The sequence below is a fragment of the Eubacterium oxidoreducens genome, assembly GCF_900104415.1.
GTDB lineage: Bacteria > Bacillota > Clostridia > Lachnospirales > Lachnospiraceae > Eubacterium_C > Eubacterium_C oxidoreducens.
In genome coordinates this window covers 61,832-79,754 of record NZ_FMXR01000016.1, presented here as the reverse complement: position 1 = coordinate 79,754, position 17,923 = coordinate 61,832, and the positions used below count along the sequence as shown (strand labels likewise).

The window sequence follows — 17,923 nt, the reverse complement described above, 5'->3', positions numbered from 1 at the left end:
GTAAACCACACATGGTAATCGCAAAAGGGATATGATACAATCCGACTTAAGAAGAATAAGAAGAGGAACGAGATATGAAGAAAAGACGGTTAGCCGCTATAAGCCTGGTGATACTGTTATTACTCATAGTAACAGCATGCTCGTCACCGGTAATGGTAGAGACATCTCAGCAGACGGAAAAAGCTACGCTGGAAGTGTGGACATTTTATGATGGTAATATTCCGGGATACTATTACATATTTGGCTGGGACGATTTGGAAAAAAAGTATAATTGTAATCTTGAAGTAAAGAACTATTCCCTCTCAGAGATGAATACAAAACTATTAACAGCACTAGCAACCGGAGAATTGCCGGATATCTTTTATCTGGGGGATGGACAATATGTGCAGGAATTTATTGATGCGAAAGTATGTCTTCCGGTTCAAAGTTACATATCCGATTTATCTTATAAAGAGGGAAGTCTTACAGAGTATTCGAATAATATATATGTCATACCCTGTATGCCAAGACAATATCATGTGATCTATTATAATTCATCATTGTTAGAAGAGATGGGATTAAGTATTCCGAAAAGCTTCGAAGAACTTATGGCCATGAATAGGCAGATAAAACGATATAATAAGTTAAATGATACAGATTATGTGCTTATGGAATGTGGAGATAAAGAAGGCGAATCCTTTAATCGCCTGCTTGATATGATGGTTGATTATTTGGATGAGGATGCATGGCAGCAGTATATAACAGGGGAAACTACAGATTATGATACGCTCAAAGAAGCTGCGATGAAGCTGGCACAATTAAATGAAGCGGGAGCTTTTAATGAAAACACATTGGACAAGGGCCATTCTGAGGCCGTGACCGATTTTATCGGAGGCGAAGCCGTCATGATGGTGGAAAGTAGCGATATCATCTATCATCTGATTCAGAACATGGGAAAAGATGGATTTGAGATGGAAAGCTTTTTAGACAGTGAAAGACTCATCTGTGAAAATCCAAATCAATCTCCTGGTTTATGTGTAAATGCAAATTCGGACAACTCATCGCTTGCAGCGCAAATCTGTGCGTCATATGCTGAAAAGATGAATGAGTTAAATGTAACGCAGCAAGGCTATATCAATATGCTTACGAAAGAATATGAACAAGAAGCACAGACACCAAAGCAGATTCTTAAGTTAGAAGAATTAATCGCAGATGAGCAAAATATTGCAAAATATTCAAGCATACAGCTTGATCATGACGTGGAAAATCTTTGGAAAGTTAATAATAGAAAATATCTGGCGAAGGATATAACAATTGAAGAATTCATGAAAACAGCAAAAGAATGCTTTCACTGAGTAGACACCTTTTTGTAACCATTGGCAAAATGATGGTAGCAAAAAGGTGTTTTATTTTATTGTTCGACAAAAACGCACAATAAACAAAGGCAAATGCCTGGAAAACTATGCATATAGCATCAAATTCGTAATATAACAAATAAAATAATAAGATTTTCCAATTTTAAAGTTTATAAATTATTTATAAAATAAAACTACCATAAAGGAAATATTCTATTGGGGGTGCCATTACGGCGACAAGAGAATATCCAAAGAGAAAAAGGAGGAGAAACATGAAAAAGAGATTAACAAGAATTGCAGCATTAGGTGTAGCCGCATTGATGGTTGGTTCTCTTGCAGCTTGCGGGAGCAGCTCAAGCAGTTCTAGCACAAATGAAGGTGGCTCGAGTTCTTCATCAGGAGACACCATTACCGTAGGTGTTGTATATCCACAGACCGGTGCACTTGCAGCATTTGGTGCAGGTACCGAAGAAATGTATGGATATGCAGTTGATGAAATTAACGAAGCAGGTGGAATCGAAGTAGATGGAACCACGAAGAAGATTCAGCTTGTTTATGCGGATTCGGAATCAGATCCTACAAAAGCATCGGAAGCAGCGAACAACTTAATCAAGAGTAAGAATGTTGATATTATGCTGACTGCAAAGACAGCAGATACAACCGTTCCGGTTGCAGCAGCTTGCGAACGTGCCGGAGTACTTTGTCTTTCCGTAGATACACCGGATGAAGCTTGGGCAACATCAGATTACCAGTACAGCTATCATGCAGGATTCAATACAGAAAACGAGCTGAATTCATTCAAGGATGCTTGGGATGCAGCAGGAATCAGCGGCGGAAAAGTTGGTGTAATGCATGCAACAGATACAGAAGGTCAGACCATGATCAATGCAATCAGTGAATTCTGTGAAGCAAATGGATACGAAGCTGTAGACCCGGGAGCTTATAACTCAGGTGATACAGACTATACATCAATCATCAACTCATTAAAGGCAGAAGGCTGTGACGCAGTAGTAGGTGTAATGCTTACATCTGACTTTGGTACATTCTATTCACAGCTGAAATCTTCAGGTTACATGCCTAAGGTTACAACAGTAGCTAAGGCTACACTGTTTAAAGAAGACGTTGACGCAGCAGGTGCTGATGGACTTGCAGACGGACTTTGCTCAGAAGTTTGGTGGACAACTTCTCATCCATATGTATCTTCTATCACAGGCGAAACTTGTGAAGAGCTTGGAGCAAAATGGATGGAACTTACAGGTGATGAATATGCACCGGCTACATGTGGATATGACTATGCAAATGTAGAAATTCTTTATAACGTACTTAAGAATGCAGGTTCTTTGAATCTTGATAAGTTAACAGCAGCTTGTGACGAACTTAGCGTCGATACGGTAATCGGTAAGGTAGACTTTAATGAGCAGCATTACTCTGTACAGCCACTTGTAACCGGACAGTGGATTTACAACGATGACGGTTCTTGGACACAGGAAATCATTGCAAATACGCAGGTTCCGGATTGCCCAACAACAGCTGAACTTAAAGTTACTAAATAACAGTAAGAAAAAGAAAATGACTCAATAATAAAATCTCAGGGTCTTTCATAGGATTGTGAAACGTCCCTGAGATTTTAAAAACTAGGGAATATAAAATGCAAGGAGGTATGTGAATTGAGTGCGGTATTGACTGTAAAAGACCTTGGCATTTCTTTTGGAAGCAACCATGTGTTAAAAAGCATCAACTTTGAACTAAATGAAAATGAAGTCCTTGGCGTTATTGGACCAAATGGTGCCGGAAAAACAGTTATGCTTAACATTCTGACCGGTATTCTGAAGCCAACCAAGGGAACCATTAGTTTCCAAGGGAAAGAAATTTCTCACGAAGGCGTAACAGAACGTTGCCGTGGCGGAATCGGAAGAACGTTCCAGGTTCCAAGACCATTTGAGCAGATGACTGTATTTGAAAATATTATGGTAGGCGGCGTATTTGGTGCGGGAATGAGTGAAGCTGAGGCAAAACAAAAAGCTTTAGAAGTAGCGGATGTAATTAAACTGGATGATAAGTTGGATTTGTTTGCCGGTAAGCTTGGACTTCTTGACAGAAAGCGTTTAGAGATCGGTCGAGCATTGGCTACGGAGCCGAAGATCTTACTGCTAGATGAAGTGGGAGGAGGTCTTACGGAATCAGAAGTAGGATTAATCATTAACCTGGTAAAAGAAATTAAGAGCCAGGGTGTAAGTGTCATCTGGATTGAGCACATCATAAGAACCATGTTAGAAGGAACAGATAGGGTAATGCTTTTGGCTGATGGAGTAGATGTTATTACAGGTGCACCATTAGATGTCATGAATTCAAGTGAAGTAAAGAAGGTATATATGGGAGGAGGAGACGACGAATGAGTTTGTTAGAAGTAAAAGATATTGACGTTCATTACGGCGATTTCCTTGCTCTAAGGGACGTATCATTAAATGTAGAGCCTGGAACCATTGTTTCCTTAATTGGTGCAAATGGTGCCGGAAAATCAACAATTATGAATACTATTTGCGGACTTAATAAGCCTTCAAAGGGAGAAATTATCTTTGATGGACAAAACATTTCCGGGAAAAAGCCGCATCAGATTGCGAAAGCAGGTCTGTCAATGGCACCGGAAGGAAGTCATTGTTTTGAGTCCATGACGGTACAAGATAATCTCCTGATGGGAGCGTATATGGCAAAGGGTCCGGAACGAATGGAAAGATTGGAAGGCGTTTATAAACTCTTCCCGATTCTGAAAGAAAAGGCAAAACAGCAATCAACTTATCTGTCCGGTGGACAGCGACAGATGCTTGCAATCGGAAGGGGCATCATGACACAGCCAAAGATTCTTCTTTGTGATGAGATATCACTTGGACTAGCGCCGGTCGTTATCAATGATATTTATGATAAGTTAAAAGAAATCGCGGCAACAGGTCTTACGATGTTGATTGTAGAACAAAACGTAACACGTTCTTTGCAGGCCTCTGATTACGCATATGTCGTACTAGAAGGTAAGATCGTTATGGAAGGTAAGTCAAGCGAATTAAATGAAGATGAAGTAAATGATGCATACTTTGGTATCAATTCATTCGCATAGCACAGAAAGGGGGACATATTAAATGGCTCAATGTATTATTACAGGTATCCTCCTTGGAGGACTATACTCCATGATCGGTATCGGTATGTCTTTGGTATTTGGTATCATGAAGTTGACCAATTTAGCGCATGGTGATTTGATGATTTTGGGAACATATATCACATTGGTAATTACCAGAGCACTTGGTTGTAACCTGATTATTTCAACAATTATTTCCGTTATCGTGATGTGTATTTTGGGATTTGTAATACAGCAGTTCCTGGTCAACAAGGTAATGGATAAAGGTGAGGCTCCGGCCTTATTGGTAACATTCGGACTATCGATCTTTTTATCTAACTTAATGCTGAAGATCTTTAGTGCGGATAACCAGGCAATTAATAACTCACTGTCCGTAAAGAATGTTGTTTCAACAGAAAATGTTTCGATTTCAGCAAGTTATCTGACATCGTTTATAATCGCAGTGGTAATTATTGTTGGTTTGACATTAGTAATGCAAAAGACGAACTTTGGTCGTTCTATCCGTGCAACCTCTGATGATCCAATGGCAGCAGAGCTCATGGGTGTAAATACAAAGACAGCATTTGCGGCAGCAATGGTAATCTGTATGGGAATTACAGCTGTTGCAGGTACATTGGTTGGATCTACTTTTACATTCTATCCATCGTCCGGTACACAGTATCTGATTATTGCATTCGGAGTAGTCGTTATCGGTGGTATGGGAAGTTTGTTTGGTACTCTAATCGGTGGTATCGTGCTTGGTGTAGCACAGTTACTCGGTGGTTTTGTGTTCGGTTCCGGTGTTCAGATGCTGATTGCTTATATCGTATTATTGGTAATCCAGGCACTTAGACCAAACGGTTTATTCGCAACATCTGCGATGAGAAAGTAAGGGGGCCATCGAATTATGAAGAAAAGTAAACTTATTGTATTAATTGTTATTTTAGTAGTATTATTCGCGGTAATTCCAGCAGCGGGAAGCCCAAACTTACTTAATATTTTGACACTGATGTGTCTGTATCTGGCAATGAGCCAGATGTGGAATCTTCTTGGCGGATATGCAGGAATGCTTTCGCTTGGTATGCAAGCATTTATCGGAATCGGTGGTTATACATTGACGATTCTATCCGTAAGATATGGAATGAATATTTTTCTTTCCATTATCATTGGAGCGGTCATCTGTGCACTGTTCGGTCTGGCGGTATCGCCGGCAATCTTTAAGATGTCGGGTGTATATTTTGCCATTGGTACCTGGATTGTTGCAGAAGCATTAAACGTATTTTTCTCTAACTGGAAATTCGTTGATTATGCAAAAGATTGGAGTATCAACACGGTATTTGGAATGAATGGAAAGCAGCTTTATATCACGGCTCTTATTATGGCTGTTCTTGCAACATTTGTAGTATTCTTCCTTCTTCGAACGAAGATTGGACTTGCGCTTATGGCGATTCGTGATAGCGCGTCAGCAGCTGAAACCATGGGTGTTGAAATTTACAAGACGAAATTAAAATGTTATGTAATCGCCTGCTTTATGATGGGACTTATAGGTGGAGCACAATATATGCAGACAGCCTATATCAATCCATCAACCGGATTTTCTATCAACTGGACAATTGCGATGACATTTGCCGTAATTATCGGTGGTCTTGGAACCATGGAAGGACCAATTGTTGGTTCCATACTCTATGTTATTATAACGCAGATTATGTATAATTATCCGGGTATGTCGAATATCGTTTTAGGCATCATTGCAATCGTAGTTATTATGATTGCGCCGCAGGGAATTATGGGAACTTTATATGCCAAGACAGGTTTCCAGATCTTATCGCCAAGGCGAAGTATTCCCAAACGAGAGACAGCAAAGGAATAGTTTGACGTAATAGTACCCTCTTTTTTCAAAAGGCTCCCTGTATGGGAGCCTTTTGTATGTGTAAAAGGTTGTAAAAGTGCATAAAATTGGCTATAATTAGGGGCAAAAGAATGGCGCTATGACGATTTATAGAAGGAGGGAAATCGTATGACATTTGAGGAAATTGTAGAAAAGATTACGAAGGTTTCAACGGGACTGGATGCTAAGAAGGTAAAGGAACATATTGCGTATGAAATTGATATTATCGGAGAGGGACATGGCGCATTCTATGTAGAGTTAAATAAGGGAAAAGTAGATGTTCAGCCATATGAATACTACGATCATGATTTGAAGATTGTAGCAACGGCAGATGAGATTATTGCAATCTTTGATGGCAGCAGCGATCCGGTAGCAGCAAGCCAGGAAGGCCGTATTCATGTGCAGGGCAATCCTGAAGATTTAGTGGTGATAAAAGAGTTGATTAATGCTCCGGCTAAGAAAAAGACAACAAAGAAATCAACCACCAAGAAATCAGAGACTTCAAAGAAAGCAACAACGAAGAAGTCAGATACAACCGAAAAGAAAGCAACAACGAAGAAGTCGGATACAACCGAAAAGAAAGCAACAACGACAAAAAAAGCAGCAACAACAACTGCCAAGAAAGCTTCAAAATAATAGCGAGATGGCATAAATGATAACAAAGTTAGTAACAATTGGAAGTGAACAGGATCTGCAAAAGCTAGAAGAGGCCGCAAAAATTATGAAAGACGGAGGGCTTGTAGCATTTCCAACAGAAACAGTATATGGACTTGGAGGCGATGCTTTACAGTCTGATGCCGCACAAAAGATTTATGCGGCAAAGGGACGACCATCGGATAATCCCTTAATTGTGCATATCAGCAGAATTGAGGATTTGAGCAAGATTGCAAAGAATATACCGAATGAGGCATATTCTTTAGCAGAGCATTTCTGGCCGGGGCCGCTTACCATGATATTTGATAAGCGTTCGTGTGTGCCGGACTCCACAACAGGCGGTATGGATACCGTTGCAGTTAGAATGCCATCGCATCCGGTGGCGCTGGAATTAATTCGGCGAAGTGGAGGGTTTATCGCCGCACCAAGTGCCAATACATCTGGGCGTCCTTCACCGACAAAAGCGTCTCATGTTGAAGAGGATTTGAATGGAAAGATTCCGATGATTGTAGATGGAGGAAGTGTAGGAATAGGGCTAGAGTCAACAATTATAGATTTTACGGCGCCAATTCCCACGATACTGAGACCCGGGTTTTTAACGGTAGAAGATTTTGAACCCATCATTGGTGAAGTTCGTATAGATCCGGGAATTATTGCATCAGATTCGAAGGTTAAGCCTAAGGCACCGGGGATGAAGTATAGACATTATGCACCCGGAGGAGCACTTACAATTGTGCGGGGAAACCGTAAACGTGTAGCAGAATATATTAAAACGAAAGCGTTTGAGCATGGAGATAGTAAGAAAGTATGTGTGTTATGTCTTAAATGCAATGAGAACTATTATGCACATATGGAACATCTTGTGCTTGGAAATGATATGCAGGAGATAGCAGCAAATCTGTTTTCTGTACTTCGCATTTGTGATGATAAGAAGGCAGATATTATTTACAGTGAGGCGATTGAAGAAACAGGTCTTGGAAGGGCAATCATGAATCGGTTGAAAAAGGCCGCCGGGGGACAGATTGTGGATGTGTAAGAACAAGGAGAAATAATTTGAAAGTAGTGAAAAGAATCATATTCGTCTGTCATAGCGGAACATGTAGAGCGCCGATGGCGATGGCAATTTTTTCAAAGATGAAGCTGGCAGTTCCGGTTGAGATTATGGCAAGAGGTCTGGTTGTATTATTTCCGGAACCTTTAAACCAGAAAGCAGAAGCCGTCATGATCAGCAATGATTTGCAGTTGGAAGATTATCAGTCTAGACAACTGACAAAGGAAGATCTTACGGAAGATACGCTGGTGTTTACCATGCAGGCAGAAGATAAACAGCAGATTATCGATAATTATGATTTTCAATTTGTGCATGTTTTGACCGAATATGTTGGAGATGAGCTGGAAATTATGGATCCATATGGTGGTTCGCTTCAATCTTATGGCTTGTGTTTTGAAACGTTGACAAAAAGTCTGCAAAAGTTAGCAGACAAGCTAAATGATCTCTATGGTTAAGGAGAAATTAGATTATGAGTGATAAAAGACAAGATTACATATCTTGGGATGAATATTTTATGGGAGTAGCCAAGCTGTCCGGTATGCGATCAAAAGATCCAAATACACAGGTTGGCTCTTGTATTGTAAGTGAAGATCATAAGATTCTTTCGATGGGATATAATGGATTTCCGAAGGGGTGTTCGGATGATGAATTTCCGTGGGCACGTGAGGGAGATCCTTTAGATAATAAATATTTTTATGTGACGCATAGCGAGCTGAACGCGATCTTGAATTATCGCGGTGGCAGCTTGGAGGGAGCTACGATTTATGTTTCGATGTTTCCTTGTAATGAGTGTGCGAAAGCGATTATTCAAAGTGGCATTAAGACGATTGTGTACGAGAATGATAAGTATATCATGGAGCCGAGCACAATCGCGTCGAAGAAGATGCTCGATGCGGCCGGGGTTAGGTATTATCAATATTCTCCGGTTGGGCGAACCATCGAAATTGAATTGTAAACAGTGAACATATTTTTAAATGTTAACAGGAAGAGACAATAGTTCTCTTTCTGTTTTTGAATTATAGGAAAAAACTTTTTACATACATGCATTTTTATCAACTAGTTCAAATATAAAAATTGAGAAGAATATTAACTTTGCAAATGCTACAATAGTAGATGTGAGAAGTTATTATTACTTGAAAAAACTGAGAGGGGAAGTTTGATGATACTAGTAGATAATATAAAACGAGAGGTAAAAACGAAAATAATTATAGAGGATATATCTTTGGAATTAAAGCAGGGGATGACCGTAATAATAGGAGATTCCGGTTCTGGTAAGAGTACACTGCTTAATTTGATTGGTGGATTGGACCGGGTAAATCAGGGAGAAATTTCACTTCTCTTAGATGGAAAAAAAATAAATATTAAGGATGTGGAACAGTATACTGGAAAATATATTGGATTTATCTTTCAGGACTACAATTTGATACCCGGTCTTACGGTTATGGAAAATTTGTTGCTGATGAAAGATTTGTCAGAAGACCAAATAACGGAAGAAGATATCTATACAGCACTAGAAAAGTTAAATGTACTTCAGTTAGCAGACGAAAAGGTTGATGTATTAAGTGGAGGGGAAAAACAACGAATTGCGTTGGTAAGAGCGTTAATTAAAAAATCACAAATCATCTTGGCGGATGAACCAACTGGAAGTTTGGATTCACATCATACAGAGATGGTATTCAAATTATTAAAAGAAATATCAAGTGAAAGAATTGTTGTGGTTGTAACGCATAATAAAGAGATGGCACAAGTATATGCAGACGAGATAGTTGAACTTTGTGATGGTAAGATAAAAAGTCATCAAAGCTTGCGCCATGATGAGAGAAAAAAAACGGAAATAAGAAAAATAAATCAAATAGGAAAGCTTTCTATTTCGAATATAAAGAGATTATCGTTAAATAATTTGACGAAATATAGAGGCAAGTTTATAGCTATGATGATTACGGTTGGATTAGCGATAGGGTTGCTGGGAATAAGTGCTTTTATGTCAAATGCTGTAAGTGTATCGGTTGATAAACTGGACAATACGTATTATGATATGGATTTGGTTACGGTATATGAACAGGACAAATTGAGTGAAGAAATAGCAACTAATCTTTCGGAGACATCAGACAAAGAAATATCAGAAGAGTTTTTGCAGGAATTAGAAGATTCCGAGATGTTTGAAGAAATTGTTCCGGTTTCAGATACTGAATTTTTTGTTGAAAATGGCGAGAAAGAAGTGTCTGTAAAACAAATAATAATAGACTCGTATTTTGAAAATCGTATCATGACAGGAAATTTGGAAGGCGATTATATTCAAGAAGATGATCAGATTATTATCGGAGAAGATTTGGCGGATGAATATTACGCAGGTAATGGAATTGGAGAGCAAATTACTCTATGTGATCAGGACTTTGAAGAATACACATATACTATTGTGGGAGTTAATCATATAAGTAATGTAGATGGAGTCTATCTAACTTATATTTCTAATAATTCTGTATTGCAAAAGCAAAAGGAATCTTCAAATGTGTATATATATAGCCAGGAATCTTTAGAGTCTGATGATAATGTTTGTACAGAAACAACAAGCGGAAAGTTGATGAAAGGGGAAGCTTCCAATATCGTGTATGGCTCACAGCCAACAGAAGAAAATGAAATTGTAATTAGCGTTGATCAGGCAAGAGAAATCTACTCATCAATGACAGGGGAATATGAATCTTTTACCCTTGATCAGTTGCTTCAAAAAGATGAAGAGGCAATGCAAATGGCGGATAAAGTGTTGAGGCAAGATTATATAATGGAATCCGGGGGTATGAACAATTGCAAGATAGTGGGTATACATGACGAAGATGATATTCGAATATATGGTTCGGAGAAAATGCAAGCAACAGTATTAAAAAATTCTGTGGTCGCAGCACAGTGTTATGCAACTGATGTTTCAAGTCTGAAGAATCTTGCAAATTCTGAAATTGGACAAAATTATTACTATGAGTCAAATTACGAAAATCGTTTTGTAGAAGTATCCAGAAGTACGCAGATTTGGAAAATGCTGTTTACAATAATCTGCGGTATATCCATTGTATTGGCCTACTCTTTAATTCATGCTTATTTAAAAATATCGATTCACGACCGTATTTATGAAATTGGTATATTAAAATCTCTTGGAGTAGGAAAAAAAGAAATAAAAAAAGTGCTACGATTTGATTGTGTAATGATAGGAGTGTCAAGCGGAATTGTGGCGATGATTGTTAACATAGTCGCATCAATTCTTCTTTATGAAAAATATGATTTGTCGATGACATCTGTACAACTAAATATATTGTTATGTGTGGGATTATTAATATTTGCAATCATCGTTTCTGTAATCAGTAGTCTTTATCAGGTATATAGGGCAGCAGAGTTAAAACCGATAGATGCACTGAAAATGTAATAGAATATAAAAACACCTCACCTTTCGGTAAAAGGGGTACTTTTGTCGAAAGGTGAGGTGTTTTTGGATGTTTGATATGTTGATGCAATTTCGAAGAAAATATTACTTTTTTCGCATAAAAGGACATTCAAAAAAGCAATGTATACCGCCTATACTTTTGATAAGGCTACGAAATAAAGGTAGCAATGAAAAAGCTAGAGGAGGTAATAATTTTATGAGGTTTAAAAAGGCAAGTCTGGTACTTGCAGCTGCATTAATTGCATCAATGGGAACATCAAGTTTTGCTTATGCAGCTGATGATACGCAGCAATCTTATACAGCGAGTGCGGCTGTGGAGCATGCATTTGGCGCAGATTCGATAGCGGCGGGCACAGTGGTATTAAAGAATCCACAGTATGGAGACAAGTACGTGGCAACGAGTGCAACGGAAAATGATTGGATAAATTCGCCATCCGCATCATCTAATATTGTTTCGGTGGATGTATACTCAGCTGATGGAACCACAAAACTAGAAACAATTGAAACGACCAATAATGGGGTCTTGACAATGGTTAAGTATGGTCAGGAAGCAAACAGTGCTGTAGATATTCTTGATTATGTTGAGAGCGGGGAACAGCTTAACGTAACTGCATTTACATTCTATGAAACTGCAGGTTCTGAAGCATATTCTGAAATGGCAAAGTTTGGAAATATGGCAGGACAGACAGCACAGTATACATATCGCTCTGCGCTTAAAGTTGACGATGGGGAAGTTGATGAAACAGAATCTATTTCAGCGCTGATCGCAGACTCACAGATAACAAGTGAGCAAGATGGAACCATAACGGTAAATGGAATCATGAATCTTGATACCGCATTCATGAACGGAATTATTGCAGATGATTCGAGTTCGGAGGATGGTACGGATACAAAGGTAGCGATTGATGATGCAACGCTGACGGCAAATGGAGATGGTGCAAATGATTTCCAGGGAGAAGCGGCAACTGTATTAGCAGCGGGATCTTCGGAAGTAGATATTACAGATAGTACAATCTTTACAGAAGGTGTTATTCGAACAGCGGCAGCTGCAAAAGAAAACGGAATTCTTAAGATTGATGACTCCGTGTTATACACGGAAGAGACAGATGATACAACGGCCGAATACAATGCTTTGGTAGTACCGATGATGAAGCGTACACCATTTGCACTTGGAATTGAAGGCGTTGTAAGAGCCACGAACATCCTCGGATCAGGACAGGGAATTTACACCGATTCTTTGATTGCATCTTCCGGATGGGGTGTATTGTCAACGGATTCTGGAACATCTTATTCACAGACAGGAACTTATGCACTTGATGTAAGCAATGTAATTGCCGGAATCGGAACCGTAGAAGCAGCGGATAATGACAAGTCGTATACTGCAACGAAAGAAGTAAATGGAACAACGTATGGTTTTACCCAGGGAGGATCCGGATATGTGGCATATGCAGACTCCGGTGTATGGGATAAATTTGACGATGTGCAATTCTACAGCGATGATTATGTACAGATTATGGCTTCTAGTACATCCTCAGCATATTATACAGATTCTATTTTGAATGCAGGAAGAATTGCTGTTATGACACAGCAAAATGCAGGTGGAACTATTAGCATAAAAGATTCTACGGTAAATGCGGGTGACACCGCGGTACAGGTAAAATCAGGTGCAGCAAATGCCGGATATACAAATGTCGTATTAGACAATGCAACTGTTAATTATACCGGAAGCAACAATTATGGTGGCACATTGGTAGAACTTGTAGAATCAGATGATGCAGGAAACCCTGGTACCACTTCTTATACAATTAATGATACCGGTGATAAAGCCACTTCCGGAGCAACTGCAATCGCAGGCGATACGAACGTAACATTAACAGGTTCTAAGGCATATACCGGAAATGTGTGGAACAACATTTACAATAATTCTGAAGCTCTCAATCTGACGATTGAGAATGGTTCAAGTCTGACGGGTACCATCTCTTCTTCTTATGGTTATCATGTAGATGAAAATGGAGATCGAGTTGCAAATGGAACCACTATCACATGTAATACAGAAGGCGACTATCGTACATCAACAACAGAAACCGGCGAGTATGAAATGATAGGTTCTTTATACAATGTAGCAAATGAACAGATTAATAATCCGGTTAATGTAACATTAGAAAGCGGATCTTCTTGGACTGTTGACTTGGCAGATGGAACTAATGGAGAAGCTAATGCATGTTATCTAAACAATGTCAGTGTTGCGGCAAATGCGTCCATCACATCGGAAAATGATGTCACCATTTACTATTATGGAACACTTGATATTGCAGATGGTGCAAACATTGGTGACAATATTACATTTGTAAAATCCACAGTAAAAGAGTCAGAGCAGGAAGATGACGGTATTGCACTGACAACACAGTTCTATGATGGAACTCCACTTGAATTTTATGTTGAAGATACAAATGGAAATCCGGTAAGTTCTGCAGTAAGCATCGAAGGACAGGCATTTACAACTTATAAGTTCAATATCACTGCAGCAGATGGATATACAATTGAAAGCATCAATGTTCCGGATGGTGTTACGATGACCGAATTAACGTCGGGCAATTATAAATATGAGCTGACGAACAGCGAGACAAGTTCTCAGACCAAACGAGTTACCGTAATTGTAAAGGCTGATTCTCAAGAAGACACCGCGTTACAAGAGCAGACGATTTCAATTGGCAATAAAGCAGCACAGGATGGCAATGTAACACTTAAGAGTGGTAAGTCTCTTTCTTTAAATGCAAGTGCTAAGGGAGCTTTGACCTATACAAGTTCTGATAATAGCGTTGCAACAGTATCAAGTAAGGGTGTTATTACCGCTAAAAAAGCCGGAACTGCAACAATTACTGTGAAGGCAGCAGCTACATCAGCTTACGCACAGGCAACGAAGACGATTAAAGTCACAGTTAAAAAAGCTACCAATACGATTACCGTAAAGAGTAAGAAAGTAACGGTTAAAGCTGGAAAAAGTGCAAAATTAAAAGTTTCCGCGATTAAGGGAAGCGTTAAGGCAACCAAGGTTAAGGGCAATAAGAAGATTAAGGTCTCTTCTAAGGGTAAGATTTCAGTAAAGAAATCTCTTAAGAAGGGAACATATACCGTGAAGGTGAAGCTGACAAGTAAAGCCTATAGTGGAACTTATACTTCTCAGTCAAAGACAATTTCAGTAAAAGTGAAGGTTAAATAAGACAAAGGAACGTTGAGGGGAGATACCTTCGGCAAATATAATCAGCGCGTCTGCAAGCAATCTTGCGGACACGCTGATTTTCTTATCTTTCGTCAAAGGCTCGTTTATCTTCAAAGAGTCGAGTTGAATTGTAACTTTTAAAGGTCAAATTAGAGGATTTTGTCACAAAACCTCTGGTTTATAGCCGCACAGTTACTGCTCAAGTCCCAAAATCGCAGCACCTAAGGCTCCGACAATCTCAGGGGATGGTGGAAGATAGATTTCTTCACCAAGCTGTTCCTTAAGCTCGAGAACAACACCCTCATTTTGAGCAACGCCGCCGGTCATCATATAGCCCGGAGCCGGATTTATACGCTTAATTAAAGAAATCGATTTAGAAGCAATGGAACGAACAACACCTCGGGCAATATCCGCGGTTTCTTTATTTTGCGCAATCAAAGAGATGACTTCTGATTCGGCGAAGACCGAGCACATACTAGAGATGGTAAGATTTTCTTTGGAAGCTAGAGAAAGACGACCAAGAGACGCCAGATCAATTTCCAATGAACGTGCCATCATCTCAAGAAAACGACCGGTGCCGGCCGCACATTTATCATTCATGACAAAATCAATGACATCGCCATTGTCATTGAGTCGAATTGCTTTAGAATCCTGGCCGCCAATGTCTAAGATGGTTCGGACAGAAGGATTTAAGAAGAAGGCGCCCTTACCATGGCAGGTGATTTCCGTTATGGTATCATCAGCAAAAGGAAGGGAGACGCGGCCATACCCCGTCGAGATAATGCGAGACAAATCCTCTTTTTTTAGATGTGCAAGCGATAAGACTTCTTTAACCGCACGAAGCGCAGAATCAGTGGCTTTAGCACCGGTACGTGTCACATAAGATGCGACTATTTGCTTTTTTTCATCTAAAATAACAGCATTAGTAGAAGTAGAACCGCTGTCAATACCAAGTACATACATAGTATCTGTTCCTTTACTCATAATTTGGATGGAAGGTTTGTGCGAAATAGACTCAAAAAAAGCTTCCATTCGCGTTCGAACCTGTCCATAAGAAAGTGTGGTGGCATCTGTTTCCATGGAGAGAACCGGTATTGCAAGGTCATCTTTCATGGCGGCATACTCATAAGAATATAAATCGCAAAATTGAATGGTATGATAGACAATACCATCAAGTTGGCCATCAAAACCTCGCACATAGTTTTGGCGGTTACTGGCATTTATCATACGCATGCAAGGCATTTGATTTAAAAGTTGATGAACGTAGGATTTTAAAACGTCCTGCCCTTTACAAGGAAACTGACGAATCAATCCGGTACAGGTAAGATCAAAGGCAATCCTGATATTTTGTTGCGCTATCATTTCACGTATTTGTGGGTGTGGACGCGCACCCATAAGTCCGATGGTGGCAGTAGGATGAGCCGGGTGGCAATCCGACGTTTCTTGTATGGATAAAATACGATGCAGAGCTTCTTCCATTTCAGAGATTGAAAAAGATGTATCGGTGAATTTACCATAAGCTTCTATCATCGCCAGAATCTCATCAAGGTATAAGGATTCCGAAAAATCATTGACTTTACGAGGAAGATCAAGCAGGTAAATGAACTTATCCGGGAAATTAGAACTTAGCGCATCATAGAGACGCCGAGTACTGTCACAACAAGAGGTTAAGATAAGACCCTCATAATCATTTTCCATGAAATCCTCTACGACGGCTTTGACAAATGAACACTGATTGGCGTGCATAAGTGTGTCGGCATGTGGAAAACTTTTCACATTCGGACAGATTTGGTGCATAGTAGCGCCAAGGGCACTTAGCACTTCAACCGGAGCATATTTACATAAATAACCAATCATAATCCGGACCTCCTATTGGATTCGACAATCTCATAAAATGCCTCAAGTCTTGTGCGGATCTGACCGGAAGATGCGCTTCTTCTGTCAAGCGCATCTCCGTCAATAATCAGCATAGGGATATCAAGTTCTTGCATACGTTTTTTAAGCAGTTGTACACCGCCACAGGATTGACGGCATCCCCAATGGCAAAAATGAATAAGAGCTTCGGACTGATAACGCATCATAAGATTTTCTATCATTTTAATTTTGGCATCAAACGGTTGATTGTAGACATTGCAAATCATTTTCTTAGACAACGCAGTTAACGGGTCTGAAACATCTAGTGGGTGCTGAGAAGAAAAATGCATTTCCGTAGTCTGAAGTAAGTAGCGATCTGAGTAATTAAACATAGAACGCATCGTTTCATCATGGAACGGAAATAGATGACCCCACATGATTCGGATGCCATCGCAATCCGGAGCCTTCTCGATTTGCTCATTGAGTTCCTGAAAGAAGGAAAGTACCTTATCAGAGCCGATACAAAGATGCGTGGCAAGTAGCATAAACATCGATAGTGTAACGGTAGTCGGATAGTATTTTCCGATTTGTTTTAATAAAAAAGAATCATATAAGGCAAACGATTGATTTTCGCGCTCTAGGATTTCGCGAAGACGATCAATGTCAAATTTTTTTCCGGATTTTCTTTCGAGAATCGAAATAAGTTCTCGAAGTTGTTCATTTAGATATAAAACGGCGCGTGGAGAATATTTGGTCGGAACATCCAGGAAGAAATGTTCAATATCATAACGCTCACACAGATAGCGAAAGGTGGCAATGTTACCGTCACAGACCATCGATGTCGTGGTGGCAAAACCTGCCGGCTTAAAGACTTCGGAGGTGATAGCACCAAGAAAAGAGCGATGATAGGAGCATAAGGTGTTGGCAATTCCAAGCTCGGCGCTCTTATCGATAAAGAAATCTTCAATCTTGAAACCGGCCATATAAGACGCCAAAAATTCAATAGAAAGACAATTGTAGTCAAAGCACTGAAACAGCTCGACCGGAGTGAACAGGTTTGTCCACGCGCAGTGAGCAGGGTCTGATAAGGCGCGAAGCGAAAGCTCCATACCCATCGTGTTTAAATGCTGATAGGCCAGAGGCATCCGTTTGTCGGCAAGGTGTTTCGTTCGGAAGGTTTCAAGCTTAAGCCCGGTATTAATCAAATGAAATGCCCTGCGAGGATGCTTTTTAGCAGCGGATTTTATGATGTCACCATATGTTTTTACAAGATCCATAATAATAAAAAATTCCTTTGACAATCAAACTATATAGTATCTCTTATTGTAGCAAAATTAAAAAAAGATGCAATCAAAAAAAGAGGAAAAAACTAATGGAAAATTAAGG

14 protein-coding genes are annotated in these 17,923 nt (G+C 39.6%); 12 read left to right on the top strand and 2 right to left on the bottom strand.

The features are described from left to right. Positions 1-74: 74 nt before the first annotated feature. The 12 genes from BLS20_RS10830 to BLS20_RS13960 all read left to right on the top strand — a co-directional run bounded on the left by BLS20_RS10830 (position 75) and on the right by BLS20_RS13960 (position 14,683). Positions 75-1,334, top strand: coding sequence for an ABC transporter substrate-binding protein (locus BLS20_RS10830; protein ID WP_090174393.1), 1,260 nt, complete (start codon positions 75-77; stop codon positions 1,332-1,334). A 272-nt stretch (positions 1,335-1,606) separates the two neighbouring features. Continuing rightward, on the top strand, positions 1,607-2,887 hold the full coding sequence (locus BLS20_RS10825; RefSeq protein WP_090174392.1) for an ABC transporter substrate-binding protein: 1,281 nt from the start codon (positions 1,607-1,609) through the stop codon (positions 2,885-2,887). Positions 2,888-3,001: 114 nt separating this feature from the next. Further along, positions 3,002-3,730, top strand: coding sequence for an ABC transporter ATP-binding protein (locus tag BLS20_RS10820; RefSeq protein WP_176762386.1), 729 nt, complete (start codon positions 3,002-3,004; stop codon positions 3,728-3,730). Beyond that, on the top strand, positions 3,727-4,443 hold the full coding sequence (locus tag BLS20_RS10815; RefSeq protein WP_207645162.1) for an ABC transporter ATP-binding protein: 717 nt from the start codon (positions 3,727-3,729) through the stop codon (positions 4,441-4,443). The genes BLS20_RS10820 and BLS20_RS10815 overlap by 4 nt, the downstream gene beginning before the upstream one ends. Before the next feature lie 22 nt (positions 4,444-4,465). After that, a complete protein-coding gene (locus BLS20_RS10810; RefSeq protein ID WP_090174390.1) occupies positions 4,466-5,332 on the top strand; it encodes a branched-chain amino acid ABC transporter permease in 867 nt (288 codons plus the stop codon). Positions 5,333-5,347: 15 nt separating this feature from the next. Next, positions 5,348-6,310, top strand: a complete 963-nt coding sequence (locus BLS20_RS10805; protein ID WP_090174389.1) for a branched-chain amino acid ABC transporter permease — start codon at positions 5,348-5,350, stop codon at positions 6,308-6,310. 147 nt (positions 6,311-6,457) lie between these two features. Further along, on the top strand, positions 6,458-6,964 hold the full coding sequence (locus BLS20_RS10800) for an SCP2 sterol-binding domain-containing protein (RefSeq protein ID WP_090174388.1): 507 nt from the start codon (positions 6,458-6,460) through the stop codon (positions 6,962-6,964). A gap of 16 nt (positions 6,965-6,980) precedes the next feature. Next, the gene (locus tag BLS20_RS10795; RefSeq protein WP_090174387.1) at positions 6,981-8,018 is read left to right on the top strand and encodes an L-threonylcarbamoyladenylate synthase; all 1,038 of its coding nucleotides are present in this window, start codon (positions 6,981-6,983) and stop codon (positions 8,016-8,018) included. Between the two features lie 26 nt (positions 8,019-8,044). Continuing rightward, on the top strand, positions 8,045-8,488 hold the full coding sequence (locus tag BLS20_RS10790) for an arsenate reductase/protein-tyrosine-phosphatase family protein (protein ID WP_341443226.1): 444 nt from the start codon (positions 8,045-8,047) through the stop codon (positions 8,486-8,488). Between the two features lie 14 nt (positions 8,489-8,502). Then, entirely contained in the window at positions 8,503-8,988 is a 486-nt protein-coding gene (locus BLS20_RS10785) for a deoxycytidylate deaminase (protein WP_090174385.1), read from the top strand. Positions 8,989-9,192: 204 nt separating this feature from the next. Further along, on the top strand, positions 9,193-11,445 hold the full coding sequence (locus BLS20_RS10780; protein ID WP_090174384.1) for an ATP-binding cassette domain-containing protein: 2,253 nt from the start codon (positions 9,193-9,195) through the stop codon (positions 11,443-11,445). A gap of 214 nt (positions 11,446-11,659) precedes the next feature. Then, positions 11,660-14,683: an Ig-like domain-containing protein gene (locus tag BLS20_RS13960; RefSeq protein ID WP_176762385.1), complete on the top strand. Its 3,024-nt coding sequence runs from the start codon at positions 11,660-11,662 to the stop codon at positions 14,681-14,683. Between the two features lie 192 nt (positions 14,684-14,875). Here the strand turns inward: BLS20_RS13960 and BLS20_RS10770 are convergent, their stop codons facing one another. Further along, positions 14,876-16,540, bottom strand: a complete 1,665-nt coding sequence (locus tag BLS20_RS10770) for an acyl-CoA dehydratase activase (RefSeq protein ID WP_090174382.1) — start codon at positions 16,538-16,540, stop codon at positions 14,876-14,878. Continuing rightward, the gene (locus BLS20_RS10765) at positions 16,537-17,814 is read right to left on the bottom strand and encodes a 2-hydroxyacyl-CoA dehydratase subunit D (RefSeq protein ID WP_143010258.1); all 1,278 of its coding nucleotides are present in this window, start codon (positions 17,812-17,814) and stop codon (positions 16,537-16,539) included. The genes BLS20_RS10770 and BLS20_RS10765 overlap by 4 nt, the downstream gene beginning before the upstream one ends. Positions 17,815-17,923 lie beyond the last annotated feature (109 nt).